The 26,701-nt window shown below is 66.2% G+C and carries 22 protein-coding genes; 10 read left to right on the top strand and 12 right to left on the bottom strand.

The annotated features are described in order from the left end of the window. Positions 1-21 precede the first annotated feature (21 nt). Entirely contained in the window at positions 22-1,041 is a 1,020-nt protein-coding gene (locus tag AB3147_RS21530; RefSeq protein WP_367352921.1) for a Bug family tripartite tricarboxylate transporter substrate binding protein, read from the bottom strand. Positions 1,042-1,395: 354 nt separating this feature from the next. Between AB3147_RS21530 and AB3147_RS21525 the strand changes: the two genes are divergently transcribed. The 5 genes from AB3147_RS21525 to AB3147_RS21505 all read left to right on the top strand — a co-directional run bounded on the left by AB3147_RS21525 (position 1,396) and on the right by AB3147_RS21505 (position 8,346). Beyond that, positions 1,396-2,418: an amino acid ABC transporter substrate-binding protein gene (locus tag AB3147_RS21525; RefSeq protein WP_063953202.1), complete on the top strand. Its 1,023-nt coding sequence runs from the start codon at positions 1,396-1,398 to the stop codon at positions 2,416-2,418. A gap of 187 nt (positions 2,419-2,605) precedes the next feature. Then, entirely contained in the window at positions 2,606-3,124 is a 519-nt protein-coding gene (locus AB3147_RS21520; protein ID WP_105240177.1) for a sigma-70 family RNA polymerase sigma factor, read from the top strand. Then, on the top strand, positions 3,121-4,083 hold the full coding sequence (locus AB3147_RS21515) for a FecR domain-containing protein (protein WP_367352920.1): 963 nt from the start codon (positions 3,121-3,123) through the stop codon (positions 4,081-4,083). The genes AB3147_RS21520 and AB3147_RS21515 overlap by 4 nt, the downstream gene beginning before the upstream one ends. Positions 4,084-4,179: 96 nt before the next feature. Continuing rightward, positions 4,180-6,588 (top strand): TonB-dependent siderophore receptor, encoded by a 2,409-nt coding sequence (locus AB3147_RS21510; protein ID WP_105240175.1) that lies wholly within the window; start codon positions 4,180-4,182, stop codon positions 6,586-6,588. Positions 6,589-6,786: 198 nt separating this feature from the next. Beyond that, positions 6,787-8,346 (top strand): acetolactate synthase large subunit, encoded by a 1,560-nt coding sequence (locus tag AB3147_RS21505; protein WP_367352919.1) that lies wholly within the window; start codon positions 6,787-6,789, stop codon positions 8,344-8,346. A gap of 55 nt (positions 8,347-8,401) precedes the next feature. On the opposite strand, the gene AB3147_RS21500 is transcribed toward AB3147_RS21505, so the two are convergent. From AB3147_RS21500 to AB3147_RS21465, 8 genes are all read right to left on the bottom strand, one after another. Beyond that, positions 8,402-9,112, bottom strand: a complete 711-nt coding sequence (locus tag AB3147_RS21500) for an ABC transporter ATP-binding protein (protein ID WP_175125886.1) — start codon at positions 9,110-9,112, stop codon at positions 8,402-8,404. Next, the gene (locus AB3147_RS21495; RefSeq protein WP_175186265.1) at positions 9,112-9,873 is read right to left on the bottom strand and encodes an ABC transporter ATP-binding protein; all 762 of its coding nucleotides are present in this window, start codon (positions 9,871-9,873) and stop codon (positions 9,112-9,114) included. The genes AB3147_RS21500 and AB3147_RS21495 overlap by 1 nt, the downstream gene beginning before the upstream one ends. After that, a complete protein-coding gene (locus AB3147_RS21490; RefSeq protein ID WP_175138222.1) occupies positions 9,866-10,996 on the bottom strand; it encodes a branched-chain amino acid ABC transporter permease in 1,131 nt (376 codons plus the stop codon). The genes AB3147_RS21495 and AB3147_RS21490 overlap by 8 nt, the downstream gene beginning before the upstream one ends. Before the next feature lie 30 nt (positions 10,997-11,026). Then, a complete protein-coding gene (locus AB3147_RS21485; RefSeq protein ID WP_367352918.1) occupies positions 11,027-11,908 on the bottom strand; it encodes a branched-chain amino acid ABC transporter permease in 882 nt (293 codons plus the stop codon). A 33-nt stretch (positions 11,909-11,941) separates the two neighbouring features. Continuing rightward, the gene (locus AB3147_RS21480) at positions 11,942-13,102 is read right to left on the bottom strand and encodes an ABC transporter substrate-binding protein (protein WP_175125890.1); all 1,161 of its coding nucleotides are present in this window, start codon (positions 13,100-13,102) and stop codon (positions 11,942-11,944) included. A gap of 54 nt (positions 13,103-13,156) precedes the next feature. Further along, a complete protein-coding gene (locus AB3147_RS21475) occupies positions 13,157-13,981 on the bottom strand; it encodes an alpha/beta fold hydrolase (RefSeq protein ID WP_367352917.1) in 825 nt (274 codons plus the stop codon). Next, positions 13,978-15,537 carry a benzoate-CoA ligase family protein gene (locus AB3147_RS21470; protein ID WP_367352916.1) on the bottom strand — a complete coding sequence of 520 codons (1,560 nt, stop codon included), beginning with the start codon at positions 15,535-15,537 and terminating at the stop codon, positions 13,978-13,980. The genes AB3147_RS21475 and AB3147_RS21470 overlap by 4 nt, the downstream gene beginning before the upstream one ends. Before the next feature lie 80 nt (positions 15,538-15,617). Then, positions 15,618-16,091 (bottom strand): DUF4863 family protein, encoded by a 474-nt coding sequence (locus tag AB3147_RS21465; protein ID WP_218343159.1) that lies wholly within the window; start codon positions 16,089-16,091, stop codon positions 15,618-15,620. A gap of 173 nt (positions 16,092-16,264) precedes the next feature. Between AB3147_RS21465 and AB3147_RS21460 the strand changes: the two genes are divergently transcribed. From AB3147_RS21460 to AB3147_RS21440, 5 genes are all read left to right on the top strand, one after another. Next, the gene (locus AB3147_RS21460) at positions 16,265-17,173 is read left to right on the top strand and encodes a helix-turn-helix transcriptional regulator (protein WP_175125893.1); all 909 of its coding nucleotides are present in this window, start codon (positions 16,265-16,267) and stop codon (positions 17,171-17,173) included. Positions 17,174-17,375: 202 nt separating this feature from the next. Continuing rightward, positions 17,376-19,046 carry a 2,3-epoxybenzoyl-CoA dihydrolase gene (boxC, locus tag AB3147_RS21455; RefSeq protein ID WP_367352915.1) on the top strand — a complete coding sequence of 557 codons (1,671 nt, stop codon included), beginning with the start codon at positions 17,376-17,378 and terminating at the stop codon, positions 19,044-19,046. A gap of 111 nt (positions 19,047-19,157) precedes the next feature. Continuing rightward, positions 19,158-20,585 (top strand): benzoyl-CoA 2,3-epoxidase subunit BoxB, encoded by a 1,428-nt coding sequence (gene boxB, locus AB3147_RS21450; protein WP_056570867.1) that lies wholly within the window; start codon positions 19,158-19,160, stop codon positions 20,583-20,585. A gap of 42 nt (positions 20,586-20,627) precedes the next feature. Then, entirely contained in the window at positions 20,628-21,878 is a 1,251-nt protein-coding gene (boxA, locus tag AB3147_RS21445) for a benzoyl-CoA 2,3-epoxidase subunit BoxA (RefSeq protein WP_367352914.1), read from the top strand. 70 nt (positions 21,879-21,948) lie between these two features. After that, positions 21,949-22,392, top strand: coding sequence for a MaoC family dehydratase (locus AB3147_RS21440; RefSeq protein ID WP_175125896.1), 444 nt, complete (start codon positions 21,949-21,951; stop codon positions 22,390-22,392). A 13-nt stretch (positions 22,393-22,405) separates the two neighbouring features. On the opposite strand, the gene AB3147_RS21435 is transcribed toward AB3147_RS21440, so the two are convergent. The 3 genes from AB3147_RS21435 to AB3147_RS21425 all read right to left on the bottom strand — a co-directional run bounded on the left by AB3147_RS21435 (position 22,406) and on the right by AB3147_RS21425 (position 26,582). Then, positions 22,406-23,392 (bottom strand): TRAP transporter substrate-binding protein, encoded by a 987-nt coding sequence (locus AB3147_RS21435; RefSeq protein WP_313065417.1) that lies wholly within the window; start codon positions 23,390-23,392, stop codon positions 22,406-22,408. 170 nt (positions 23,393-23,562) lie between these two features. Continuing rightward, a complete protein-coding gene (locus AB3147_RS21430) occupies positions 23,563-24,756 on the bottom strand; it encodes an acyl-CoA dehydrogenase (RefSeq protein ID WP_056570859.1) in 1,194 nt (397 codons plus the stop codon). A 143-nt stretch (positions 24,757-24,899) separates the two neighbouring features. Then, complete coding sequence (locus tag AB3147_RS21425; protein WP_175125898.1) at positions 24,900-26,582, bottom strand: thiamine pyrophosphate-binding protein; 1,683 nt, start codon at positions 26,580-26,582, stop codon at positions 24,900-24,902. Between the last annotated feature and the right edge of the window lie 119 nt (positions 26,583-26,701).

Genomic DNA, 26,701 nt, shown 5'->3' with positions numbered 1-26,701 from the left:
CGCCGCGGCGCCCGGCCCCGCTCAGTTCACGGTGATGTTGGCCTGCTTGATGATCTCGGCGTACCGTGCCGAGTCCTTCTTCATCAAATCGGCAAACTCCGCCGGCGTGCCGCCCACCGGCAGAAAGCCCGCATCCACGAACTTCTGGCGCACGTCCGGCTCCTTGACGATCTCGCTGATCTCGCGGGCCATGCGTTCGATGATCGGCTTGGGCGTGTTGGCCGGCGCCATCAGGCCGGCCCACGAGCCGGTGACAAAGCCCGGCATGCCGGCTTCTTCCATGGTGGGAATGTCCGGTTCCGTGGGCCAGCGTTCCTTGCCCGTGAACGCCAGCGCCTTCAGGCGGTTCTGCTTCACGTATTGCATCGGCACCAGCACGGGATCGAACACCATGCTCACGCGGTTGCCCAGGATGTCGGTCAGGATCGGCGCGCTGCCCTTGTACGCCACGTGCGTCATCGTGATCTTGTTCTGCAGCGCAAAGTCGGCGCCGGTCAGGTGCGCGCTGGAGCCGTTGCCGCTGGACGCGTAGGTGAGCTTGTCCGGATTCTTGCGGGCATACGCGACCAGCTCCGCCACGGTCTTGACGGGAAGCTCGTTTGCCACGAACAGGAACAGCGGCAGGTCCGCCATCTGCACAACGGGCGTCAGGTCCGCGGGCGTGTAACCCAGCTTGTAGAGATGGAAGTTGATGATGTAGGCCGGCAGCATCGACAGGAACGTATAGCCGTCGGGTTCCGCCTTGGCGGCTAGCGCCGACCCCAGGCTGCTGTTTGCGCCGGGGCGATTCTCGACAACGATGGTCTGGTTCAGCCGCGGTCCCAGCTTTTCCATCACGATGCGCGTCACGATGTCGGTGGATCCGCCCGGCGTGTACGGCACGATGATCTTGATCGGCTTGCTGGGCCAGTTATCGGCCGCGTGGGCGGGGCCGGTGGCCACGCCGGCCGCCGCCAGCGCGGCGAACAGCACGTTTCTAATAACGCGGCGGCGGGCAGTGGCCGCCGGGTGATGAGGCTGCGACTTGCATGCATGTGCCATGGACTTGTCTCCTCCATGAATCGGCCGATTTGCCGCTGCGCGTCCGGGTTTTTATGTGACGCGACGGCTTTTAAGGGTCTGCGGCTTTGCCGGCTATCGGACAAAGACGCAAAAAAAGTATGGCACGGGGAAATCGGCACGACGGCGCATGTCTCCGCCAAAAAAGTTCGATCACCGGACAAGGGGTTCGCGTTCACTGGTGCGCCATTTTTACGGGTTTTCACTAGGGATCGGCGCGTTGTTCACGCTGTGGACATGCCTTAATCTGGCGGCCGGTCCGGTAAGGCAGGACCTGGTTTCAACTGTCCCCGGCTACAAGCCCAGGGCGGTCATCTATCTCAGGAGAAGCAGAACATGAAGCGGAAATTGATGGTTGCGGCCGGCGCGATTGCCCTGGCCTGCGCGTCCCAGGCGGCGATGGCCGGTCCCACGCTGGACGCGGTGAAAAAGAAGGGATTCGTGCAATGCGGCCTGACGGACGGAGTCTCCGGATTCTCCGCGACGAACAGCAAGGGCGAATGGGAAGGCATGGACGTGGACATCTGCCGCGCGGTGGCGGCGGCGGTGTTCGGCGATGCCTCGAAATTCAAGGGCACCGCGCTGTCCACTCAGCAACGCTTCACCGCGCTGCAATCGGGCGAGGTCGACGTGCTGCTGCGCACCGTGACGCTGACCCAGACGCGCGACACGTCGCTGGGCCTGTCCGCGGTAGCCGCCAGTTTCTATGACGGCCAGGGCATCCTGGTGAGCAAGAAGCTGGGCGTCAAGAGCGCCAAGGAACTGAACGGCGCCACGGTCTGCGTGCAGCCGGGCACCACCACCGAACTGAACCTGGCCGACTGGTTCCGCGCCAACAACATCGAGTTCAAGCCGGTCGTGATCGACAAGGTGACCGAAGTCGTGCGCGCCTTTGAATCCGGCCGCTGCGACGCCTTTACCGACGACGCCTCGCAGCTGGCCGCCGTGCGCGCCACGCAGGTCGCCAACCCGAACGACTACGAGATCCTGCCGGAGCGTTTCTCCAAGGAGCCGCTGGGTCCCATGGTGCGCCAGGGCGACGAGAACTGGCTGGGCATCGTGCGCTGGACGCTGTTTGCGCTGCTGGAAGCCGAGGAATACGGCATCACGCAGAAGAACGTCGACGAAATGCTCAAGAGCAAGAACCCCAACGTGCTGCGCATCCTGGGCGTGACGCCGGGCGCCGGCAAGAATATGGGCCTGGATGAGAAGTGGGCCTACAACGCCATCAAGGCGGTAGGCAACTACAGCGAGGTGTTCGAGCGCAATGTGGGCAAGGACAGCAAGCTGGGCCTGCAACGCGGCACCAACGCGCTGTGGAACCAGGGCGGCGCGATGTATCCGTGGCCGATCCGTTGATGGGTAATCACCCATAGCGGAAGGACAAACCCGTCCGATGTGATCGCGCAAGGCCTCCTTCGGGAGGCCTTGCCGTTTCCGGGCGCGGCCCGAACGTGAACAGAGGGCGCCTCGGAAACGGGACGCCCTGGCACGTCTGCGATAGAATGCGAGCGATTCCCATTTGCAGATAACCGCCCGCCGCGCCATGCTTCCGCCTTCCACGCTTACCTCGGACCATCCTCTGCTGGCCCGGATCTACACCGAAGACAGGCCATGGCTGCTGGGCCGCCTTTACACCCGGCTGCGCAACCTCGAAGACGCCGAAGACGTCGCGGGCGACACGTTCGTGCAGCTCATCCAGACGCCGCGGCTCGCCTCCGTGCGCGAGCCGCGCGCCCTCATCATCACCATCGCGAAACGTCTGGTCTGGAAACTGTGGCGCCGCCGCGAGCTGGAAGCCGCGTGGCTGGAAAGCCTGTTCCATCAGGGCGAGCAGTTTGCGCCGTCGCCGCAGGAACAGCTTGCCATCCTGCAGACGCTGCAGCAGGTGGACCAGATGCTCGATGGCCTGTCGGCGAAGGCGCGCGCGGCATTCCTGTACAGCCAGCTCGACGGCCTGACGCACAAGGAAATCGCCGCCGCGCTGGGCGTGTCGGTCAGCATGGTGCGCCAGTACATCGCGCAGGCGCTGCAGCGCTGCTACGCGCTGGCGGACGCGCCATGAGCCGCGAGCAAAGCGCGGCCGAGGCCGGGGACCGCGCGATCGGCTTCTGGGTCAAGCTGACCTCGGGCGAGGCGACCGACGCCGATCACGCCGCCTGTGCCGCCTGGCGCGCGGCCGACCCGGTCCATGAACATGCCTGGGCGCGGCTGCAGCAGGGCCTGAGCCAGTCGGTGGGGCGGCTGGAAACGGTCATGAAGAACGAGCATCACGCGTTGCGGCGCACGCTGGTGCGCCCGGCGCGTCGCCGCGTGCTGCTCAACGCGGCCGCCTTGGCCGGCGCCGCAGCGGCCGGCGGCTCGGTGGCCAACCGCATCACGCCGTTGGGCAATCTGATGGCCGATCTGGGTACGGCCACGGGTGAACGCCGGACCTTCACGCTGCCGGACGGCAGCCTGCTGACCCTGGACGCGCGCAGCCGCGTGGATCTGGATTTCACGGCGGACGCGTGCAACGTGCGGCTGCTGGAGGGGGCGCTGGTGGTGCAACCGCGCACCGGTCTTTCGTCGATGTTCGCGGTGCATACGGCGCACGGGCAGGTCCGCAGCGCGGGCGCGGGCTGCATGGTGCGGCTGGAACAAGAGGCCAGCCTGGCCGTGGCCTTGCAGAACAGCATCGAGGTCCTGCCGCGCGAGTCTGCGCCCCTGACGCTGGCGATGGGGCAGGGCGCGCGCTTCGGCGAGGGCTGGGCGGACCGTCCGCAACCGATGGACGACGCCGCCGCGTGGCGCGAGGGGTGGCTGAAGGCGCGCGACCAGCCGCTGGGCGAAATTGCCGCGGCGCTGGCCAGCTACCGCACGGGCGTGCTGCGCGTCAGCCCGCAGGCCGCCCGCCTGGCCGTGTCCGGCCTCTATCCGCTGGACGACACCGACCGCGCGCTGAGCGCGTTGGAGCATACGTTGCCGATCACCATCAGCCGCTACACGCGCTGGCTGACCGTGATCGACGTCCGCGCCGCCTGAACGGCCTTTTTCATTTTTTTTGCACGAGGACTGTCACTTTTCCGATCTCGCGGCACATACCCACATATCACTGTGCGCAACGTATCGGAGACCCTCATGCGCGTTTTGCCTGTTCCCCACGTCCTTAGCCTTGCCGTGGTCCTGGCGGCATCCAGCCTGGGCCAGCCGGCCCACGCCCAGCCGCGGGCGCCCATCGCGTTCGACCTGCCCGCCGGCAGCCTGGACGCCACGCTGACCGAAATCGCGCGGTTGACCCGGACCGTGGTGTCCTACGATCCGCAGCTCGTGCGCGGCCTGAATGCCCCGGCCGTGCAGGGCGTCTATACGATGGATGCGGCGCTGCGCGTCGCACTGGCCGGCAGCGGCCTGGAATCCACCCGGGCCGCCGACGGCACGCTGACCTTGCGGCGCGCGCCGGCCGCGCAGACCACGACGCTGGCGCCGGTAACCGTATCCGGCATGCTGCCGCCGGTGGACACCAGCGGCACGTACGTGGTGCAGGTCACCAACAGCGCCACGCGCCTGAACCTGTCGCCGCGCGAAACGCCGCAGTCCGTCACGGTGGTGACGCGCCAGCGCATGGACGATCAGTCCATGCAGAACCTGGACGACGTGCTGCAGGCAACCACCGGCATTTCGGTGGTGCAGAACGGCTCCGAACGCTCGGTGTACCAGGCGCGCGGCCAGTTAATCGACAACCTGCAGATCGACGGCGTGCCGGCCAACATCAGCAACGCGTATTCGTTTGACGCCATCAACAAACCCACCACCGAGATCTATGACCGTGTGGAGGTCGTGCGCGGCGCCACGGGCCTGTTGGAAGGGGCGGGCAATCCGGCTGCCGCCATCAATCTGGTGCGCAAGCGGCCCGGCTACGAGACCACGGGCGTCATGACGCTGTCGGCGGGGTCGTGGGACGACTATCGCACCATGCTGGACGTGTCCTCGCCCTTGAACGAGGCCAAGACGCTGCGCGGCCGTGCGGTGGTGGCCTACACCAACGCGGGCGACTTCCAGCAACGGGCGGGCAAGGAGAACTCGCTCTTCTACGGCATCCTGGAGGCCGACATCACGCCCGCCACCACGGTGACGGCGGGCCTGACCTACCAGAAGGACCGCAATCAGGGCTACGACTGGTCCGGACTGCCGACACGGGAGGATGGCTCGTTCTACCCGATGTCGCGCAAGACCGCCCTGGTCGGCGACTGGAATTACCTGAACAAGCGCAACACCAATCTGTTCGCCGACATCAAGCACGAATTCGGCAATGGCTGGAAGCTGACCGTAGCCGGCAACTGGCTGTCCGCCAAGTCGGACTTCCTGGGCAACTACACGCAGCGCACGACGGGCGATATCTTCACGCTGAATCCGCGCCTGTTCCAGTACGACGACACGCAGTGGGGCGTGGACGCGTACGCGTCCGGCCCGTTCCAGCTGCTGGGCCGCCAGCATGAGCTGGTGGTGGGCGCCACCACCCGCAAGGACGATTTCAGCTATCACGGCGGGCGCGACGCCGGCTATCGCTATCTGGTCGACATGAATGACCTGGGCGCCTTCAATCCGCCCGCGCCGACCGGGCTGGACGCGCATATGTGGCAGTACAACATCACGCAGAAGCAGCAGGGCATCTACACCGCGGGCCGCTTCAGCCTGACCGACAGCACGACTTTCATCCTGGGCGCGCGCATGAGCTGGTTCGAATTCGACCGCTTTGCGCAGACCACCGTGCGCACCGAAAGCCGGTACGAGCAGCGCGGCAAGGTCACGCCGTATGCGGGCGTGGTGCAGGACCTGAACGAAAACCTGTCGGCCTACGCCAGCTATACCGAAATCTTCAAGCCGCAGGAAAACATCGGCGTCGATGGCGGCGTGCTGCCGCCGATGACGGGGCAGAACTACGAAATCGGGTTGAAGGGCGAGTTCATGGACCGCCGGGTGAACGCCGCGCTGGCGCTGTTCCAGACGGACCAGAAGGGCCGGGCCGACCTGATCCAGGACAGCGACCTGTGCCCGCCGGGCATCTTCTCCTGCTACCGCGCTGCCGAGAAGGTGCGCAACCGCGGGGTGGACTTCGAGGTCAACGGCGCCATCACGCCAGCCTGGAACGTCAGCCTGGGCTACACCTACACGCAATCGAAGTACGCGCAGGGGCCGCAGTCCGGCCAGGTGTTTGCCAGCACCTACCCCCGCCACCTGCTGAAGGTGTCCACCGACTACCGTCTGCCGGACCAGTGGAACAAGCTGCGCGTGGGCGGCTCGGTGTACGCGCAGAGCGGCATCTTCAACGCCAGCGGCCCGGACGAAGACGAGTACAAGATCTCGCAGGGCGCGTACACGCTGGTCGGCCTGCATGCGGTCTACGACGTCAACAAGAACCTGGCGGTGCAGTTCAACGTGGACAACCTGTTCGACCGGAATTATTACCAGTCCGTGGGCAACACCAACTACTGGAACTACTTCGGCCAGCCGCGCACCTTCCGCCTCGCGCTGCGCGCCACGTTCTGACGGCACCCGAACCTGGCGCGGCCGTCCGCTCCCCGGACGCCGCCCGGGTTTGTTCCGCCAGGCGGAACCCTGCCGGGAATGGTTCCATGCGCGCAAGCGGAAATGGCACTATCGCGAATCCGCCAGGCTCCCTATGATGTCCGTTGCGCGGGTGGCCTTGCCACCCGCCTGCCATTGATAACTACCAGGGAAACAACGATGAACGGCGCCGACAGCCTCTGCGACACCTTGCTTGCCAATGATGTGGACGTTTGCTTTGCAAATCCGGGCACATCCGAGATGCACTTTGTGGCGGCCCTGGATCGCAAGCCCAAGATGCGCTGCGTGCTGGGCCTGTTCGAAGGCGTGGTGACGGGCGCGGCCGACGGCTATGCGCGCATGGCCGATAAGCCGGCAGCCACGCTGCTGCACCTGGGCCCGGGCCTGGGCAACGGTCTGTCGAACCTGCACAACGCCAAGCGCGCCCGCACCCCGATGGTCAACATCGTGGGCGACCACGCCACCTATCACGTCCAGTACGACGCGCCGCTGACCAGCGACGTGGAAGGCGTGGCGCGGCCGATGTCGCACTGGGTCAAGCGCACGATGACGGCGTCGGCCCTGTCCGCGGATGCCGCCGAGGCCGTGGCCGTGGCGCGCCGTTCGCCGGGCAACATCGCTACCCTGATCCTGCCGGCCGACACGGCCTGGACCGAACTGCCCGACAACGCGCCCGCGCCCATCGTGGCCAAGGACGAGCCGCTGGCGCAGACCACGGCTGAGGCCGTGCGCGCCGCCGCTGCCGCCATCCGTTCGGGGGAAGTCACCGTGCTGATGCTGGGCGGCGCCGCGCTGCGCGAGCGCGCCCTGAATGCCGCCGGCCGCATCGCGCGGGCCACGGGCGTGCGCCTGGTGTCGGAGACGTCGAACCGCCGTATCGAGCGTGGCGGTGCGCGCACCCCGGTGGACCGTCTGCCGTATCCGATCGACCTGGCCGTGGCCAAGCTGAAGGATGTGAAGCATCTGGTGCTGGCGGGTGCAAAGTCGCCGGTCGGTTTTTTTGCCTACCCCGGCAAGCCCAGCCTGCTGGCCCCGCAGGACAGCAACCAGCTCGTGCTGGCCACCGCCGACCAGGACCTGCCGCACGCGCTGGAATGGCTGGCCGACGAACTGGGCATCGCCGCCGACGCGCCGCGGCTGGTGGCGCCCGCGCCCAGCTACGAAGTGCCTGCGTCCGGCAAGCTGACCGGCGCCGCGGTCAACATCCTGGTCGCGCACCACCTGCCCGAACAGGCCATCGTCTGCGACGAGTCCATCACGCAGGGCCGCGAATTTCCGCTCTACAGCGTCAACAGCGCGCCGCACGACTGGCTGATGCTGACCGGCGGCGCCATCGGCATCGGCCTGCCGATGGCGACGGGCGCGGCAGTGGCGTGCCCCGATCGCAAGGTTGTGACCCTGCAGGCGGACGGCAGCGGCATGTACACCTTGCAGGCCTTGTGGACGCAGGCGCGCGAGAATCTGGATTGCCTGACCATCATCCTGGCCAACCGTTCCTACGCCACGCTGCACGGCGAGATGAAGAACGTGGGCGTGCAGGAACCGGGCCGCAACGCGCGCCGCATGCTGGACCTGCAGGATCCGCATCTGGAATGGACGCATCTGGCGCGCGGCATGGGCGTCGAAGCCGTCAGCGTGGATACGGTCGAAGGCTTTGCGCGCGCGCTTGCCGAAGGCTTGAAGCGCCGCGGCCCCTTCCTGATCGAAGCGGTGATCTGACGATTGCCGCATTGGCGCGGGCGCTTGGCGAACAGTCTTCGCACGCGCCCCGCTGCTACACCCCCAGATAGCGCGTCAACTGCTCCGGCTGCCGGGCCAGCGACGCGCTATCGCCATCCTGCACGATCAATCCCTTCTCCATGACCAGACACCGATCGGTGTGTTCCAGCACCGCGCGGTAGTTGCGGTCCACGATCAGCGTGGACATGCCGGTCGCGCGGATGTCGCGGATGATGCGCCAGATCTCTGCCACGATCAGCGGCGCAAGGCCTTCGGTGGCCTCGTCCAGGATCAAGAGGTCGGGATTGGTCATCAACGCCCGGCCGATGGCCAGCATCTGCTGCTCGCCGCCCGACAACTGCTGACCGCCGTGGCCCAGGCGCTCGCGCAGGCGCGGAAACGTGTCCAGCACGCGCGCATACGTCCAGTCCTGGCCGGCGCGCTTGCCCGGCCTTGCGGCGACCTGCAGGTTCTCGCGCACGTTCAGGTTGGGAAAGATGCCGCGCCCCTCGGGCACGTAGGCCACACCCATACGCGCAATCGCGTGCGGCTGCGCATGCGTGCAGTCGCTGCCCCGCACCCGCACGTTGCCCTGCGCGCTTTTCACGTGGCCCATCAGGCTGCGGATGAGCGTGGTCTTGCCCATGCCATTGCGACCCACCAGACCCACGGATTCGCCCGGTGCGATGTGCATGTCCACGCCCCGCAGCACATGGCTGGCGCCGTAGTACACGTGCAGGCCGCCGGCTTCGATCAGCGTGTGCATCAATGCGCTCCTTGTCCGTCTTCGCCCAGGTAGGCGGTGCGCACCTCGGGATTGGCGCGGATCTGAGCCGGCGCGCCGCTCGCGATCGCACTGCCGTTGACCATGACGGTGATGGTTTCGGCGATGCGGAACACCGCGTCCATGTCGTGTTCGACCAGCAGGATCGCGTGGCCGGCCTTCAGCGTTTGCAGCAGGTCGAGGATGCGGTCGGTTTCCTCGGGGCCCATGCCCGCCAGCGGTTCGTCCAGCAGCAGCACCTGCGGTTCGCCCGCCAGGCACATCGCGATCTCCAGCTGGCGCTTGCGGCCGTGGGCCAGCAGACCGGCGGGTTGCATCGCGTCGCCCGTCAGGCCCGTGCGGTCCAGCGCCTCGCCGGCCAGGTCGGCGCTGCGGCGGCAGCTCGCGGCGTCGCGCCACCAGTGCCAGAAGCGCTGCCGGCTGGCCTGCGCCGCAAGCCTGCAGTTCTCGAACACGCTCAGTTCGGGAAAGATCGTGGATCGCTGGTAGCTGCGGCCCAGCCCGGCGCGTGCACGCTCGGGCTGCGGCCAGGCGGTGATGTCGCGGCCCGCCAGCGTGACCTGCCCGCTGCTGGCCGCCAGTTCGCCCGACAGGATGTTGATGAGCGTGGACTTGCCCGCCCCGTTGGTGCCGATGACGGCGTGCACCTGACCGCGCTGCAATTGCAGCGACACGCCGTTGACCGCCGTGAGACCGCCGAAGCGGCGCGTGACCGCGGTGGCGGCAAGCAGGACATCAGACATGGCGTTCTCCCTGAATCGGCAGGCGGGGTGCGGGCGTTTTGGAGGGCGCGCGTGACGGCGTGATGGCGTCTCGGCTGGGGTCGCTTCGGGTGTCGCTTCGGGAGTCGATTCGGGTGCCCTTGCCTGCGCCCTTTCCAGCATCCGCCAAGCGCGCCTGCCGGCGCTCGCGCCATTGCGCCGGCAATCCTGCCAACCCGTTCGGCAGCAACGCCACCAGCGCAATGATCGCGATGCCCAGCGGCAGATGCCAGTGGCGCGCGTAGTCGCCAAACAACTCCTGCGACTGGAACAGTTCCTGCAGCAGCACCATCGTCACCGTGCCCAGCACCGCGCCGCCCAGACTGCCCATGCCGCCCAGGATGACCATCAGCAGCACCAAGCCGGACTGTTCCCACGCCAGCAGTTCGGGCGTGACGAAGCCGTCCTTCAACGCAAACAGAAAGCCCGCCAGCGCTGCGAGCGTGGCGCCGATGACGTACGCGGCCAGCTTGTACGGATAGGTCGAATAGCCCGCCGCGCGCATGCGCTGTTCGTTGATGCGAATGCCGGCCAGCGCCGCGCCGAAGGGCGAGCGCCGCAACAGCGCCAGAAACCCCCACGCCAGCGCCAGGCACGCCAGGACGAAGAAGTAGAACGTGCTGCCATTGCTTAAATCGAACGGCATCCAGCCGCCCACCGAGAGTTCGGGCCGGAAGTACAGATAGATGCCGTCGCTGCCGCCGCCGATCTTGGTGTCGTGAAAGACGTAGTAGGCCATCTGCGAGAAGGCCAGCGTGACCATGATGAAGTACACGCCGCGCGTGCGCAGCGCGAGCGCGCCGGTGACCAGCGCATAGGCGGCGGCTGCGAGCAGGGCGGCTGGCAGCAGCCACCACAGCCCGGCCGCTTCCGACTCCGGCGACAGCAGCGCCGCCACGTACGCGCCGATGCCGAAGAACGCGGCGTGGCCCAGGCTGACCAGCCCGGCGCCGCCGACCAGCAGTTGCAGGCTCAGCGCGAAGATCGCGTAGATCATGATCTTCACCGCAAGGCCGGTGTAGTAATCACTGCCGCTGAACGAAAAGGCGGCCAGCGCCAGCAGCGCGGCGAAGGGTAGAAGTCGGTTGAGCAGAGGCGTGCGCATGCGAGAGGGTCCTTTTGACGTCGACAGGACCTAGCCCTGTTTGAACAGCCCTTCGGGCTTGCATAGCAGAATGAAGGCCATCAGCAGATAGACCAGCACGCCCGCCGCGGAAGGGAACAGCACCTGGCCGAAGGTCTCGGCAAAGCCAACCAGCATCGCGGCCAGGAAGGCGCCGCGGATCGACCCGATGCCGCCGATCACCACCACCACGAAGCAGATGATGAGCACGCCGTTGCCCATGCCGGGATACACCGACGAGACGGGCGCCGCGATGCTGCCGGCCAGCGCCGCCAACGCCACGCCGGCCGCGAACACCACGCGGTAGAGCTTGTTGATGTCGATGCCCAGCGAGCTGATCATCTCGCGGTTGCTGGCGCCGGCGCGCAGCATCATGCCCAGCCGCGTACGCGAGATGACCCAGTACAGCAGCAGCGCCACCGCAATGCCCACCCCCGAGATGAACAGCCGGTAGACGGGATAGGTCATCACGTCACCCAGCGCAATGCTGCCCTGCAGCCACGACGGCAACGGCACGCCGTGCACGTCGTTGCCCACAAGAATGCTGCGCAGCTCCTCGAACACCAGGATCAGGCCGTAGGTCATCAGCACCTGCTGCAAGTGGTTGCGCTTGTACAGGTAGCTGAAGAACGCGGCCTCCAGCACGTAGCCCAGCACGCCAGCGGCCAGCACGCAGACGGCCAGCGTCGCGAGAAACCCGCCACCCAGCCAGCGGTCGACCACCGGACCCAGCGCAAACGCCATGTACGCGCCGATCATGTAGAAACTGCCGTGGGCCAGGTTGATGATGCCCATGATCCCGAAGATCAGCGTGAGTCCGCTGGCCACCAGGAACAGCAGCAAGCCGTACTGGAATGCGTTCAGGCTCTGAATGAGCAGGATGCTGATGTCCATGGGGCCTCCCTGTGGCGGACGCGGTGCGTGGCGTTACAGCTTGCAGCCGCGCGCGGGGTCGGCCAGCTTCTGAACCGCGACTTCGACGACCTTGTTCTCCAGGCCATCGACGCGGCGCAGGTAGATGTCCTGCACCGGGTTGCCCGCCTTGGACAGCGTGAACGAGCCGCGCGGGCTGTCCACGGTTGCCGTGCGCATGGCGCTGCGGAAGGCTTCCTTCTTCGAGAAATCGCCCTTCACGGCCGTGAGACCCGACTGCATGAGCTGCGCGGCGTCATAGCCCTGCACCGCATAGACGTCCGGCTGCATCTTGTACGCCTTGGAATAGTCGGCGCGGAACGCGTTGTCGCGCGGCGTGTTCAGCCCGTCGGCGTAGTGCAGGGTGGTCAGCAGCCCCTGCGCGGACGCGCCCTGCGCCTGCAGCGTGCCGTCCGTCAGGAAGCCCGAGCCGTACAGCGGAATCGTCTTGTCCAGGCCGGCGGCGTGATAGTCCTGCACGAACTTCACCGCGCCGCCGCCCGCAAAGAAGGTGAAGACCATGTCCGGCTTCAGCGCGGCAATCTCCGTCAGGAGGGACTGGAATTCCACGTTGGGAAACGGCAGGCTCAGTTCGCGCACGACCTTGCCGCCGGCCTTCTCGAAGCCTTCCTTGAAGCCGCCGATGGCCTCGTCGCCCGCCGCGTATTTCCACGTGATGGTCACGGCCGTCTTGTGGCCCTTGGCATAGGCCACCGGTCCCATCGCATAGGCCGGTTGCCAGTTGGTGAACGAGGTGCGGAAGATGCCGGGGCCGCACAGCGGGCCGGTGATCGCATTCGCCCCGGCGTTGGTCACGATGAGTGTGGTGTCGGCGTCCTTGGCCGCCTTGGCCAGCGCCATCGCCACGCCCGAATGCACCGTGCCGATCAGTACGTCCACCTGGTCGCGCTTGATGAGGCGGTTGGCGTTCTCCGCAGCCTTGGCCGGATTGGATTCGTCGTCCACCTTGAAGTATTCGATCTCGCGCCCGCCCAGCTTGCCGCCCTGCTCGGCGACGTAGAGCTTGAAGCCGTTCTCGATGGCGTTGCCCAGCGCGGCGAAGGTGCCGCTGTAGGGCAGCATGAAGCCGACCTTGAGCTTATCGTCGGCATGCGCGCCGCTTGCGGCGATCGTCAGGGCGGCGGCCAGCGCAGCCCGGGTCAGGACGTGGTTCATGGTTTGTCTCCGTGCTTGTTATGGGCTAACGCCGGGCCGATCGCGCGGCCTGGGTCAACCGGGTTTTTCCAGCGCGCCCACAAAGCGTGCGACGGCCTGGACAACGGTGGCGGGTTGATCCCGGTGCGGCGAGTGCCCGCACGCCGGTATCTCCAGCAATTCGGTCTGCGGCGCGCGCCGGCGGATGCCGCGCACCTGCTCCAGCGTGCCGTATTCGTCGTTCATGCCCTGGATGGCCAGCACGGGACAGGTGATACGGTTCAATTCGTCTTCGATGTTCCACGCGCGGAATTCGGGCTTCAGCCAGATGTCGTTCCAGCCCCAGAATGCCGAGTCGACATCCTGGTGATGACGCCCCAGCCGCGCACGCAGGTCCGATTCCAGATAGGCCCGCCGGGCCTGCGCGATGCTGGCCACCGAGATGTCCTCGACGAAGATGTGGGGCGCGGCCGCGACCACGCCGGCGACCTTATCCGGATACCGCGCGGCATACAGCAATGCGATCGAGCCGCCGTCGCTATGGCCGAACAACACGGGCTTGTCGTGGTGCGCGTTCACGCCCAAAACTTCAAGCAGGGCGGGCAGCACCTCGTGCGCCTCGCGATGCATGAAGTCCACAGGCCAGGCTTCGCGCAGCGGGCGCGCGGTGGACTGGCCATAGCCGTAGCGCGAATACACCAGGCCGCGGCAGCCGGCCGCCTCGCAGACGCGTTGCGGAAAGTCTTTCCACATCGACACCGATCCCAGCCCCTCGTGCAGGAACACGATGAGTGGCGTATGAACGCGTTCCGGCGCGATCCACGCGCATTCCAGCCGCATGTCGCGGCCGCGCGCGTGGAGGGTGGCAAAGACCGGGGCAGCCCCGGTGGCGGTGGTCATAGCGCGGCCTCTTCCAGCGCGCGCAGGCGGAACCGCTGGATCTTGCCGGTGGCGGTCTTGGGCAGTTCTTCCAGGAAATCGATCTGGCGCGGGTACTTGAACGGCGCCAGATGTTGCTTCACATAGTGCTGCAAGGCGGCGCCCGTCTGCGCGTCGGGTTCGAAGCCGGCGCGCAGCACCACATAGGCCTTCGTCTTGACCAGGCCGTCGTGATCCGGCACGCCGATCACTGCGGCTTCCAGCACCGCCTCGTGCTGGATCAGGATGTTCTCGACCTCCACCGGCGACACGTACTGGCCGCTGACCTTGATCATGTCGTCGCTGCGGCCGGCATAGGTGTAGTAGCCGTCGGGATCGCACACGTACTTGTCGCCGCTTTTCAGCCAGTCGCCCAGAAAGCACTGGCGCGTCTTGTCGCGGTTGTTCCAGTACATCAGCGCGGCGCTCGGGCCCTTGATGTAGAGATCGCCGATGGCGCCCGGCGCGACCGGCGCGCCATTGTCGTCGCGCAATTGCACCTCGTAGCCGGGCACGGGCTTGCCCGTGGTGCCGTAGCGCAACTGGCCCGCGCGGTTCGAAATGAAGATGTGCAGCATCTCGGTCGAACCGATGCCGTCCAGGATTTCACAGCCGAAATGGCGCGTGAAGCGCTCGCCGATGTCGCGCGGCAGGGCTTCGCCCGCGGATGTGCAGACGCGCATGGCCACCTGCTCGCGGGCGGGCAGGTCGGGCGAGGCCAGCATGCTGGCGTACAGCGTCGGCACGCCATAAAAAACCGTGGGACGATGCCGGACCAGACGCTGGAACACGGCCTGCGGCGTGGGGCGCTCGGCCATCAGCACGACGGTGGCGCCCACCGACAGCGGAAACGTCAGGCCATTGCCCAGGCCGTACGCAAAGAACAGCTTCGCAGCCGAGAACACCACGTCGTCTTCGCGGATGCCGAGCACGGGTTTGGCATAGAGTTCGGCCGTGTGCCAGAGATTGCCGTGCGTGTGCACCACGCCCTTGGGCTTGCCCGTGGACCCGGACGAGTACAGCCAGAACGCAATCTCGTCGGACAGCGTCCGCGCGGCGGGCGCAAGCGGGGCGGCCGCCAGCAGGGATTCGAATTCGTGGGCGCCGTCCGGCAGGTTTGCGCCCGGCTGCGAAACGACCAGGTGTTCGATATCCGCCGGGGCCTGGGCCAGCGCCGATTGCAGAACCGGCAGCAATGCGCCCGACACGAACACGGCCCGAACGCGGCTGTGCGCAATGATGTAGGCGTAGTCGTCAGCGGTGAGCAGCGTGTTCACGGCCACCGGCACCACGCCGGCGTGCAGCGCGCCCAGAAACACCACCGGCCAGTCGGCCGTGTCCTGCATCAGCAGCAGGATGCGTTCCTCGCGGCGCAGGCCCAGATTGCGCAGTGCTCCGGCCATGCGGGCCACGCGCTCGGCCAGTTCTCCGTACGTGAGCTGGCGGGTGTCGTCGATGTAGGCCAGCTTGTTGGCGCGCGGCGCGTTCAGCGCGGCAAGGTGGCTGGCGAAATTCAGTTCGGCGGGGCAGGTGTTCACGGTTGTCTCCTGATGTCCTGGTGGGCGGACGCCGTGCCTGTGGTTGTTGTTGGCGGCAGGGCGGGTGTCCGGACCGGCTGTCAGCCGGGGCGCGTGAATTCGATGGCCCCGCCGGGCAGCAGATACAGCACCAGGGCGCGGCCCTGCGTCACGGTGGGGCGGTGCGCCGACCCCGGGCCGTAGACCAGCCAGCCGGCGCCGTGGCCATCAAAGCGGGCGTCTTCGGTCAGCGGCATGATCATGTCGATCTCGCCATTGGGATGCGCGTGGTGCGGGCCGGCAAGATCGTTCATGTCGACGACGTCCACCGAGCAGCCGCCCAGGTCATCGGCGGGCTTGATGACCCGGCCGTACTTGATGCCGCCGCCTTCGCGGTTGCACATCCAGCCGTCGGCCACGCCCTGCCTACAGGTGGCAAAGATGTCCTGGAACAGCGCGCTGTCCGGACCGGCCGCGTCATTGAGCCGGGCCTGCAGCGCTGCATCCAGCGGTTGGCCGGCCGTCAGACGCGTCACGTCGCGCATCAGGGCATGGAATTGGTCAGGCGTACTCACCAGGCGGCTCCTTTACACTGTCGGCGCTCGGCAGTCCTGTTGGACTGCTGTTTTTTTGCACCGGATCGGCTGTGGACTCGTTGGATGGAAAAATAGTGCTTCCGTTGATGTGGGTCAAGCACTATAGTGCATAAAAGAGCGGTAATCAGGGTTTTTGCGGAGTCAGTCGAACCATGAATCAAGCGCTAGACACGGCGCCCATCGAACCCCGGCGCGAGCCCTTTCTGATCGCCCTGGGCGAGCGCGTGCGCCGCCTGCGCGCCATTCGCGGGATGACGCGCAAGGGGCTGTCCCAGGCGACCGGCGTGTCCGAACGCCACCTGGCCAATCTGGAGCACGGCGTCGGCAACGCGTCGATCCTGGTGCTGCTGCAGATTGCGCGCGCCTTCAATTGCGCGCTGGCCGAACTGGTCGGCGACGTGACCACGGAATCGCCCGACTGGTTGCTGATCCGGGAATTGCTCAGCGGGCGCACCGAATCCGATCTGCAGCGTGCGCGCGAGGCGCTGACGCAGTTGTTTGGTGTGGGCGCGGGGGCGCAGCGCCCAAACCGTACGCAGCGCGTGGCGCTCATCGGCCTGCGCGGTGCGGGCAAGTCGACGCTGGGCCAGATGCTGGCCGACGATCTTGGCTACCCCTTCGTGGAACTGAACCGCGAGATCGAGCGGGTGGCCGGCTGCGGCATCCTGGAGATCCACAACCTTTACGGTCCCAATGCCTATCGCCGCTACGAACGGCGCGCGCTGGAAGAGGCCGTGCAGATCTACCCGGAAATGGTGCTGGCGACGCCTGGCGGTCTGGTGTCCGAACCCGCAACCTTGAACCTGCTGCTGACCCACTGCTATACGGTCTGGCTGCGCGCCACGCCCGAAGAGCACATGAGCCGCGTCATGGCGCAGGGCGACTTCCGCCCGATGTCGGGCAACAACGAAGCGATGGCTGACTTGAAGCGCATCCTGGCCGGGCGCGAAGCGTTTTATGCCAAGGCGGACCTGACGTGGGTGACCAGCAATCTGGAAGTGCCCGAAAGCTTCGCGGGTCTGCGCACGCAGGTGCGCAAGGCTTGCGGGCTGCCGCTGTAGCGCTGCGCCGCTCGCCCGGTTGATGTGCGATAAGGCCGCCCCTTGGGGGGCGGCCTTTTGCTTTCCGCCTCCAGTCCTTCGGGACCTGCACTTTTCTGCATATTCCGCTTGACGCTCCAAATCGCCTGCACTAATCTGCATAATAATTCATGTGGTGCAGTATTTTTCCTGTCCGAGCACAGGGCGTATGAGGAGACACACTATGAGCAGCCCCATCAGCCGGGTCGACTTTCGAACCGATCCCGCCCAGTACCGGCATTGGCGCCTGGCCTTCGACGGTGCGGTCGCGACATTGGCCATGGATGTCGCCGAAGACGGCGGCCTGCGCCCCGGCTACAAGCTCAAGCTCAATTCGTACGACCTGGGCGTCGACATCGAACTGCATGACGCCCTGCAGCGCATTCGTTTCGAACACCCCGAAGTGCGCAGCGTGGTCGTCACCAGCATGAAGGACCGGATCTTCTGTTCCGGCGCCAACATCTTCATGCTGGGCTTGTCCACCCACGCCTGGAAGGTGAACTTCTGCAAGTTCACCAACGAAACCCGTAACGGTATTGAAGACTCCAGCCGCCACGGCGGCTTGAAGTTCATCGCCGCGCTGAACGGCGCGTGCGCGGGCGGCGGGTACGAACTGGCGCTGGCCTGCGACGAAATCCTGCTGATCGACGACCGATCGTCTTCCGTGGCCCTGCCCGAAGTGCCGCTGCTGGGCGTGCTGCCCGGCACGGGCGGCCTGACCCGCGTCACCGACAAGCGCCGCGTGCGGCACGATCATGCCGACATCTTCTGCACGCTGGTCGAGGGCGTGCGCGGGCAACGCGCCAAGGACTGGCGGCTGGTGGACGACGTGGTCAAGCCAGCCCGCTTCGAGGAAGAAGTCCGTGCCCGCGCCCTGGCGCTGGCGCAGGACAGCCACCGCCCGGCGGGCGAGCAAGGCGTGTCGCTGACGCCGCTGCAACGCACCGAGACCGAGACCAGCCTGTCCTATCGCTACGTCGACGTGCAGCTCGATCGCGAAAAGCGTCAGGCGACGTGGACGGTTCGCGCGCCGCAAGGCCGCGTCGAAACGGAACTGCAAGACATCGTTGCCGCGGGCGCCGCCTGGTGGCCGCTGCAGATGGCGCGCGAACTGGATGACGCCATCCTGTCGATGCGCACCAACGAGCTGGACATCGGCACCTGGATCCTGAAGACGGAGGGCGACGCCGAGGCGGTGCTTGCGGCCGACGCGGCGCTGGAACGGCACGCCGGCCACTGGTTCGTGCGCGAGACCGCCGGCATGCTGCGCCGCACGCTGGCGCGGCTGGACGTGACGTCGCGCAGCCTGTTCGCGCTGATCGAACCGGGCTCGTGCTTTGCGGGCACGCTGCTGGAACTGGCGCTGGCTGCGGACCGCAGCTACATGCTGGACGTTGAGGACGACGAAGCCATCGACGCCCCGCCGCCGCAGATCGTGGTGGGCGAGCGCAATTTTGGCGCGTACCCCATGGTGAACGGCCAGAGCCGCCTGCAACGGCGCTTTTACGGCGAGGCGCAGCCGCTGGAAGCGGTGCGCGCGCAGGCCGGCCGCAGCCTGCCGGCATCCGCCGCGCTGGAACTGGGCCTCATCACCTACGCGCCCGACAGCATCGACTGGGACGACGAAGTGCGGCTGGCGCTGGAAGAGCGCCGCGCGCTGTCGCCCGATGCGTTGACCGGCCTGGAAGCCAACTTGCGCTTCGGCGGGCAGGAAACCATGGAAACCCGCATCTTCGGCCGGCTGACCGCCTGGCAGAACTGGATCTTCAACCGCCCCAATGCGGCGGGCGACAAGGGTGCGCTCAAGCTGTACGGCAAGGGCGAGCAGGCGGCATTCGACTGGAACCGCGTCTAGGCGGCAAGCGTTCGGCCAACGGGCGGCCAGGCGTCATGCGCGCCGGCCCGGTGGTCCTGAGACCCAAGCGCCGCGCGGCTGGCGCCCCATTCCAAGAATCAGGAGAGAGACATGTCCGGCATCAACTACACCGACAAGATTCCCAACAACGTCAACCTGTCCGGCGACCGTACGTTGCAGCGTGCGCTGGAGCACTGGCAGCCCAATTACCTGCAATGGTGGCAGGACATGGGGCCTGATGGCTCGCATGGTTTCGACGTCTATCTGCGCACGGCGGTCAGCGTCGAGCCCGACGGCTGGGCGCACTTCAACCATGTGCGCATGCCGGATTACCGCTGGGGCATCTTCCTGGCGCCGCAGGACGGCCAGCGCAAGATCCACTTCGGCGAGAACATCGGCCGCGACGTGTGGCAGGACGTGCCGGGCGAACACCGCGCCAACCTGCGCCGCATCATCGTCACGCAGGGCGACACGGAACCGGCGTCGATCGAGCAGCAGCGCCATCTGGGCCTGACCGCGCCGTCGCAGTACGACCTGCGCAACCTGTTCCAGATCAACGTCGAAGAAGGGCGGCATCTATGGGCGATGGTTTACCTGCTGCACCGTTACTTTGGACGCGACGGACGCGAGGAAGCCGATGCGCTGCTGCAGCGCAGCTCGGGCGATTCCGACAACCCGCGCATCCTGGGCGCCTTCAACGAGAAGACGCCCGACTGGCTGGCGTTCTACATGTTCACGTACTTCACCGACCGCGACGGCAAGTTCCAGTTGTGCGCGCTGGCCGAATCCAGCTTCGATCCGCTGGCCCGCACGACCAAGTTCATGCTGACCGAGGAAGCGCACCACATGTTCGTCGGCGAGTCCGGCATCTCGCGCGTCATCCAGCGCACCTGCGAAGTGATGAAGGAACTGAAGACCGACGATCCGCAAGCCGTGCGTGCGGCCGGCGTGATTGACCTGCCCACCATCCAGCGCTACCTGAACTTCCACTACAGCGTCACCATTGACCTCTTCGGCGCGGACCAGTCGTCCAACGCCGCCATCTTCTACGGATCGGGCCTGAAGGGCCGCTACGAAGAGACCAAGCGCAACGACGACCATCAGCTCAAGAACGACACGTACCGCGTGCTGAACGTCAGCAACGGCAAGCTGACGGAGATCGAGGTGCCGATGCTGAACGCGCTGAACGAAGTGCTGCGCGATGACTTCATCCGCGACTCGGTGGCCGGCATCGGCCGCTGGAACAAGGTCATCGAAAAGAGCGGCCTGGCCTTTCGCCTGCAGGTGCCGCACAAGGCGTTCAACCGCCAGATCGGCACGCTGGCCGGCATCCGCATGTCGCCCGAAGGCGAGATCGTGTCCGAATCGCAATGGCAGGCCAACCAGCACAAGTGGCTGCCCACGCCGGAAGATCGCGCGTTCGTCGCGTCGCTGATGGGCCGGGTCACGGAACCGGGCAAATTCGCCAACTGGATCGCGCCGCCCGTCATGGGCGTCAACCGCCAGCCGGTGAATTTCGAGTACGTGCGTTTCAACTGATGGCCGCGCGGGCCCCGTGCCCGCGCGTTTGGGAGGACGGCGATGAACGCCCCATTACCGGTGGAAGTCCTGAAGCAGCATCTGATCGATCCCGAGATCTGCATCCGCTGCAATACCTGCGAAGAGACCTGTCCGGTCGATGCGATCACGCACGATTCGAACAACTACGTGGTGGATCCGGAGATCTGCAACGGCTGCATGGCCTGCGTGCCGCCGTGCCCGACGGGTTCCATCGACAACTGGCGGCTGGTGGTGCGCGCCGAGGCCTATTCCGTGCAGGACCAGTTAGGCTGGGAAGAGCTGCCGCAGGAAAAGTCGTTGCCGCTGGATGCTGCTGGTGCGGACGATGCCGCGCAGCAGACCGCCGCGGATCTGCAGGCTGAACCGGCAGCGCCGCCGGCGACGCTTGTGACGCCCGGCGCGGCCGTCCCCCCGTGGTCTGCCGCGCACCCCTATGTGAATCTCTACACGCACAAGACTCCCATCACCGCGACGGTGGTGGGCAATTACCGCGTCACCGGCGCCGACACGGAAAGCGACATCCACCACATCGTGCTGGACTTTGGCGAGCAGCCGTTTCCGGTGCTGGAAGGGCAGTCGATCGGCATCCTGCCGCCGGGCGTGGACGCGATGGGCCGGCCGCATCACGCGCGCCAGTATTCGCTGGCCAGCCCGCGCGATGGCGAACGAGCGGGCTACAACAACCTGTCGCTGACGGTAAAGCGCGTCACGCAGGATCACGGTGGAGAGGCCGCGCACGGCGTCTGCTCAAACTATCTGTGCGACCTGGCGAAGAACGACACGGTGCAGGTGATTGGCCCGTTCGGCCACACCTTCCTGATGCCGAATCATCCGAAGGCCAACCTCATCATGATCTGCACGGGCACAGGTTCTGCGCCGATGCGCGCCATGACGGAGCGCAGCCGCCGCCTGATCGGCACGGCAGACATCGGCAAGCTCATGCTTTTCTTCGGCGCGCGCACCGAACGCGAGCTGCCGTACTTCGGGCCGTTGATGAAGCTGCCGCGTGATTTCATCGACATCAACCTGGCGCTCTCGCGCGAACCCGGCCAGCCCAAGCGCTACGTGCAGGATCTGATCCGCGAGCGCGCCGCGCAGGTCCGTGGTTTGCTGGCGGACCGAAACACCTGCATCTACGTCTGCGGCCTGAAGGGCATGGAGGTCGGCGTGCTGGACGCGTTGCGCGAAGTGGTGGTGCAGTCGGGCGAGGATTGGTCTATCCTGCATGAAGCGCTGCGCCGTGAAGGCCGGCTGCACTTCGAGACTTACTGACCACAACAACAGTTGCGTGACGATCGGCGCGCCTGGGCGCGCCGGTTTCGTTTGCACGGGGAAAAACAACATGAAGTTCGCGGAATTCAAGGACGGCATGGTGATCAAAGGCGGGCCGGTCACCGTGACGGAAGCGGAGATCCTGGCGTTTGCCCGCCAATTCGATCCCCAGTGGTTTCACACCGATCCGCAGCGCGCCGCAGAAGGCCGGTGGGGCGGCCTCATCGCCAGCGGCTGGCACACCTGCGCGCTGGCCATGCGCATGGCGGTCGACGCCGCCCTGCACGATTCCGAATCATTCGGTTCGCCCGGCCTGGGCGAAGTCCGCTGGCGCACGCCAGTCCGCCCTGGCGACACCCTGCACCTGCACGCGCGCGTGCAAGGCGCGCGCCACTCGTCCTCGCGCCCGGACCTGGGCATCATCAACTGGGCGTGGACGGTCGTGAACCAGCACGACGAAAGCGTGCTGGAAATGGACGCGACCAGCCTGTTCGACCTGTCCGGCAACAACTAGGCGCGGCTTTCGTCTACCGTTTGCCCGCCTGCTTGAGAATGGCGGCCCCTTCCGGGCCGGCCGCCGCTTTCCAGGCGTTGATCGATTCCTTGGATGCGTCCTGCAACGCCTTGCGCACCGCGGGCGGCACGGCAGTGTTGATGGCCACGCCATTCTTGCGCATGTTCGCGTAGTTCTGCTGCAGCCGGCCTTCGATGCGTTTCCACTGCTCGGTCTCGGTCTGCGCGGCCGCCTGGTCAATGGCCTTGCGCGACCGCGCATCCAGCGCTTCGTACGCCTTCAGATTCATCGTCGCCACCGAGATCGGCATGGCGTAGTTGATCTCCGCGAAGTGGGGCAGATACTCCCACAACTTGCGGCCCGCGCCACCGTCGCCGGAGGACAGCACCGCATTGACCTCGCCCGACGCGATGCGCGGCATGGCGTCCGCAAACGAGATGTTCTCCGCGCGCGCGCCGGCACGCTGCATGACGTCCTGCGACGTGGCGTCATAGGTGCGGATGGTCAGGCGCTTCAGCGCCGCCACGCTGTCCACCTTCTGCTTGGACCAGATGCCCGACGCCGGCCACGGCGTGGTGTAGAGCAGCTTCTGGCCATGCGCAGCCAGCAGCTTCTCGTACGCCGGACGGGCGGCCTTGTTGAGGTTGCGCGCCTTGGACAGCGAGTCCGCCAGGAAGGGCAGGGACGACACGCCGAACAGCGGATACTTCGTGGCCAACGCGCCGGCGAAGGCGTCGCCCGCATCGACCTTGCGCGTTTGAACCGCGTCGATCATGTCGCCGGACTTGATGCCCTTGGCCGCGTCGAAACTCGTGTCGATGATGACGTTGCCCGCCGACTTGGCGCGCACCAGCTCGGCAAACGTGGACACGCCTTGGCCCGGCATGGAGGTGGCCGGGTACTCGGTGGTCATGGTGAGCGTCGTGGCGGCCTGAGCGCCGTGGGCAACGAAAGCCATGGCGATGACTGCCGCCAGGCGCAGGGGGGTGATGCCTTGCATGCGCGACTCCTCGGAAAGGGACCCGTGAAGCGTAAGAGGTATACAGGCATACGCCTAGTCGGGCTTACGGCAATGCGCAGGCGAGGCGGGATCGGGCGTATGGCTTATTGCATTCGGACATAAAAAAGCCGCCTACGCAGGCGGCTTCCTTCGCTACATGAGGCAGGCGATCAATAAAACGCCTGGATGCCCGTCTGCGCACGGCCCAGGATCAGGGCGTGCACGTCGTGGGTGCCTTCGTAGGTGTTGACCACTTCCAGGTTCACCAGGTGGCGGGCGACGCCGAACTCGTCGGAGATGCCGTTGCCGCCGAGCATGTCGCGCGCCAGGCGGGCGATGTCCAGCGCCTTGCCGCACGAGTTGCGCTTCATGATCGAGGTGATTTCGACGGCGGCGGTGCCTTCGTCCTTCATGCGGCCCAGACGCAGGCAGCCTTGCAGGGCGAGCGTGATTTCGGTTTGCATGTCAGCCAGCTTCTTCTGGATGAGCTGGTTGGCGGCCAGGGGGCGGCCGAACTGCTTGCGGTCCAGGGTGTACTGGCGGGCGGTGTGCCAGCAGGCCTCGGCGGCGCCGACAGCGCCCCAGGCGATGCCGTAGCGGGCGGAGTTCAGGCAGGTGAACGGACCCTTCAGGCCGGACACGCCGGGCATCATCTGGTCGGCGGACACTTCCACTTCGTCCATGACGATTTCGCCGGTGATCGACGCGCGCAGGCCGACCTTGCCGTGGATGGCGGGGGCCGACAGGCCCTTCATGCCCTTTTCAAGGATGAAGCCGCGGATCTTGCCGTCGAAGTCGCCGCCGACGCACTTGGCCCAGACCACGAACACGTCCGCGATGGGCGAGTTGGTGATCCACATCTTGTTGCCGCTGACCTTGTAGCCGTCGGCCGTTTTGACGGCGCGGGTTTCCATGCCGTTGGGGTCGGAGCCGTGGTTGGGTTCGGTCAGGCCGAAGCAGCCGATCCATTCACCGCGCGCCAGCTTGGGCAGGTACTTCTTCTTTTGTTCTTCGGAGCCGAATTCGTTGATCGGCACCATCACCAGCGAGGACTGCACGCTCATCATCGAGCGGTAGCCGGAGTCGACGCGTTCGACTTCACGGGCGATCAGGCCGTAGCTGACGTAATTCAGGCCGGCGCCGCCATATTCGACGGGGATCGTGGCGCCCAAGAGGCCCAGTTCGCCCATTTCGGAGAAGATCTCGGGATCGGTCTTCTCGTTGCGGAAGGCGTTGAGCACGCGGGGAGCCAGCTTGTCCTGCGAGTAGGCGTAGGCGGCATCGCGCACCATACGCTCTTCGTCGGTCAGTTGCTGGTCCAGCAACAGAGGATCTTGCCAGTGGAATGAGGGGTTCGAGGACATGCTGGGTCTCCGCTATGGATTTCCGTGATCGGAATCTGGAAAGTTTAAACTTAAAATAATTCGGGCGGCAAGTTGGGGTTTGCACGGCGGTGCGCCACGGCGCGCCGCCGGTGGGGTTGCCGGCTATTCCGCCCGTGCAGGGTTCAGTGTTGGGCCTTCAGCGCCGCCTCGCGGATTTTCTCGAGGGTCGTGGACGGGCTGATGGTTTCCGGGTCGATGAAGCAGTGCAGGATCGCGGGCTTGCCGCTGGCCAATGCCCGTTCAAAGGCCGGACCGAACTGTTCGGTGGTTTCCACGCGTTCGCCGTGGCCGCCAAAGGCGCGCGCGTAGTCGGCGAAATCGGGGTTCTTGAGCTCGGTCGCGGAAATGCGGCCCGGATAGTGCTTTTCCTGGTGCATGCGGATCGTGCCGTACATGCCGTTGTCCACCAGGATCACGACGATGGGCAGGTCATACTGCACCGCCGTCGCGAATTCCTGGCCGTGCATCAGGAAGCAGCCGTCGCCCGCAAAGCACACCACGGTCTTGTCGGGCCAGACGCGCTTGGCGCCAACGGCCGCCGGCAGGCCGTAGCCCATGGATCCGGACGTGGGGGCCAGTTGAGTGCCAAAGCGCGTGAAGCGGTGGAAGCGATGCAGCCAGGTGGCGTAGTTGCCCGCGCCGTTGGTCATGATGGCGTCGGCCGGCAACGTCTTTTCCAGGTACGCCATTACTTGGCCCAGTTGCAGCGCGCCGGGCGTGGTGACGGTTTCGGGATCGCTCCACTTCAGGTACGACTCGCGCATGGCCTTGGTGCCGTCGGCCCAGACCGGAGTGGCCGGCGCCTTCAGGTCCGCCAGCGAGGCGGCAAAGGCGGACGGCGACGTGTTGATGGCAAGGGTAGGGCGGTACACCCGGCCCAGCTCGGCGGCATCGGGATGCACGTGCACCAGCTTTTGCTTGGGCACCGGAATATCCAGCAGCGTGTACGCCTGGCTGGGGTTTTCCGACATGCGGCCGCCCACCAGCAGGATCAGGTCGGCGTCGGCCACGCGCTTGAGCAGGGCGGGATTGATGCCCAGGCCCACGTCGCCGATGAAGCACGGATGATCGGCCGGGAACAGCATCTGGCGGCGGAACGACACGGCGGTCGGCAGCGCATGGCGTTGTGCGAAGTCGGCAAATTCCTGCACGGCGCGCGCGTCCCAGCGCGTGCCGCCCAGAATGGCGACCGGGTTCTTCGCATCGGCCAGCAGTTTTTCCAGGTCGGCCAGCTGGCCGGCGGTGGGGGCGGATTCAATCACTTCGTAGCGCGGCGCGTCGGCCACCTTGGCGGCCTCGACCAGCATGTCTTCCGGCAGCGCGATCACCACGGGGCCGGGGCGGCCGGACGTGGCGATGTGGAAGGCGCGCGAGATCAGTTCGGGAATGCGTTCGACCTGATCGATCTCGGTTACCCACTTGGCCTGCGTGCCGAACACGGCGCGGTAGTCCATTTCCTGGAAGGCTTCGCGCTCGCGCATGCCGCGCTCGATCTGGCCCACGAACAGGATCATCGGCGACGAGTCCTGCTTGGAAATGTGCACGCCGGCCAGCGCATTGGAGGCGCCCGGACCGCGCGTCACCATGCAGATGCCGGGCTCGCCGGTCAGTTTGCCGTGCGCGTCGGCCATCATGGCCGCGCCGCCTTCCTGACGGCACACCGTGACCTTGATGTCGGCATCGTGCAGGCCGTCCAGCACCGCCAGATAGCTTTCGCCAGGGACACAAAAGACATGTTTGACGCCGTGGGCGACCAGTTGGTCGACCAGAATGTGACCGCCAAGGCGGGAATCTTGCTGGGGCATGGTGGTGTCGTGGTTAGCCTAGGGTAGAACTCCCGAGCATATGTTCCCTGGGCGCACAACGCAATTGATAAAATTGCACATTCTGTTGATCCCCCGGCACGTGGCGGCTGGTGCGCCGC

It is taken from the genome of Achromobacter animicus, assembly GCF_040775605.1.
Classification (GTDB): Bacteria; Pseudomonadota; Gammaproteobacteria; order Burkholderiales; family Burkholderiaceae_B; genus Achromobacter; species Achromobacter animicus.
The sequence above is the reverse complement of the archived record's forward strand: the minus strand, read 5'-3'. Positions and strand labels throughout refer to the sequence as shown.